Below are 1,226 nucleotides of genomic sequence, written 5' to 3'. Positions count from 1 at the left end.
TGGCAGGTGCACTGCGGAACGCGATGGTCTACCTCGGCCTGGCCGAGGAGGACCCGCGCTACGACGACCAGGAGTACTACGACGATGGGTACGACCAGCCGGTGGAGGAGGTCGTCGAGGAGCGTCACGCCGAGGTGACGCCGCTGCGGCGCACTCCCGTCGCGTCCGTCGTCCAGGAGGTTGAAGTGGGCACGCTGAATCGGATCACGACGATCCACCCGCGCACCTACAACGAGGCCAAGAACATCGGTGAGGCGTTCCGTGAGGCGACGCCGGTCATCATGAACCTGTCCGATATGGACGACGCCGACGCCAAGCGCCTGGTCGACTTCGCGGCGGGCCTCGTGTTCGGGCTGCACGGTTCGATCGAACGGGTCACCAACAAGGTGTTCCTTCTCACGCCGGCCCACGTCGAGGTCTCCTCGGAGGAGCCCAAGCCGAAGCGGTCCCTGTTCAACCAGAGTTGAGGGTGACCCGTGGCTGAGGTGCTGCAGGTCATTCGCTTCCTGTTCTTCCTCTACTTCCTCGTCCTCATCGGACGACTCATCCTCGACTGGGTGCAGGTGTTGGCCCGGGACTGGCGCCCCACCGGGCCCGTCCTCGTGCTCGCCGAAGGCATCTACTCGCTCACCGACCCGCCGTTGCGGGCGCTGCGCAAGGTGATTCCCCCGCTGCGCCTGGGCGGAATCCAGTTGGATCTGGCCTTCCTCGTCCTCATTCTCGTGGTGTCGATCCTGGCCTACTGATCCGGCGTCACACGCCCCGTTGCGAGGTGCCGAGGGGTCCGACGTCACGGCCGGTGAGGCGTGTTGGGCCCGGTGAAGGTCACGGATCGCATAAGGTGGCCGGAAAGATCCCTACCATTGGGTGCGCGCCGACAGGTGTGCACCACCGCACCAGCCCTCAGGAGACGAAATGGCTCTGACGCCCGAGGACGTCCTCAACAAGACCTTCACGCAGACGCAGTTCCGTCGGGGTTACGACGAGCGCGAGGTCGACGACTTCCTGGACGAGGTCGTGGCGGAGATGCGTCGCCTCCTCAAGCAGTCCGACGGCGCGACGACGCAGGTGGCTGCCGTCGGCAACGGCAACGAGGTGGCCGGCCTCAAGGCTCGGGTCGCCGAGCTCGAGGGCCAGTTGAACAAGGAGGGCACCGCGCGCGCCGAGGCGCAGCGTCGGGCCGACGAGGCGGAGCGTCGTGCGGCCGAGGCCGCCAAGGCCGCCCC

3 protein-coding genes are annotated in these 1,226 nt (G+C 67.0%); all 3 read left to right on the top strand.

Annotated elements, in window-relative coordinates; all coding sequences use genetic code 11:
- Nucleotides 1-467: cell division protein SepF (locus KD1_RS15980; protein WP_245627448.1), on the top strand; the 467-nt coding region annotated here is incomplete at its 5' end.
- Between the two features lie 9 nt (nt 468-476).
- On the top strand, nt 477-746 hold the full coding sequence (locus tag KD1_RS15975) for a YggT family protein (protein ID WP_068403585.1): 270 nt from the start codon (nt 477-479) through the stop codon (nt 744-746).
- Nucleotides 747-915: 169 nt separating this feature from the next.
- Nucleotides 916-1,226: DivIVA domain-containing protein (locus KD1_RS15970; RefSeq protein ID WP_157073434.1), on the top strand; the 311-nt coding region annotated here is incomplete at its 3' end.

The organism is Kribbia dieselivorans NBRC 106261, from assembly GCF_001552435.1.
GTDB classification, from domain to species: domain Bacteria; phylum Actinomycetota; class Actinomycetes; order Actinomycetales; family Dermatophilaceae; genus Kribbia; species Kribbia dieselivorans.
This window is presented reverse-complemented; position numbering and strand designations above follow the sequence as displayed.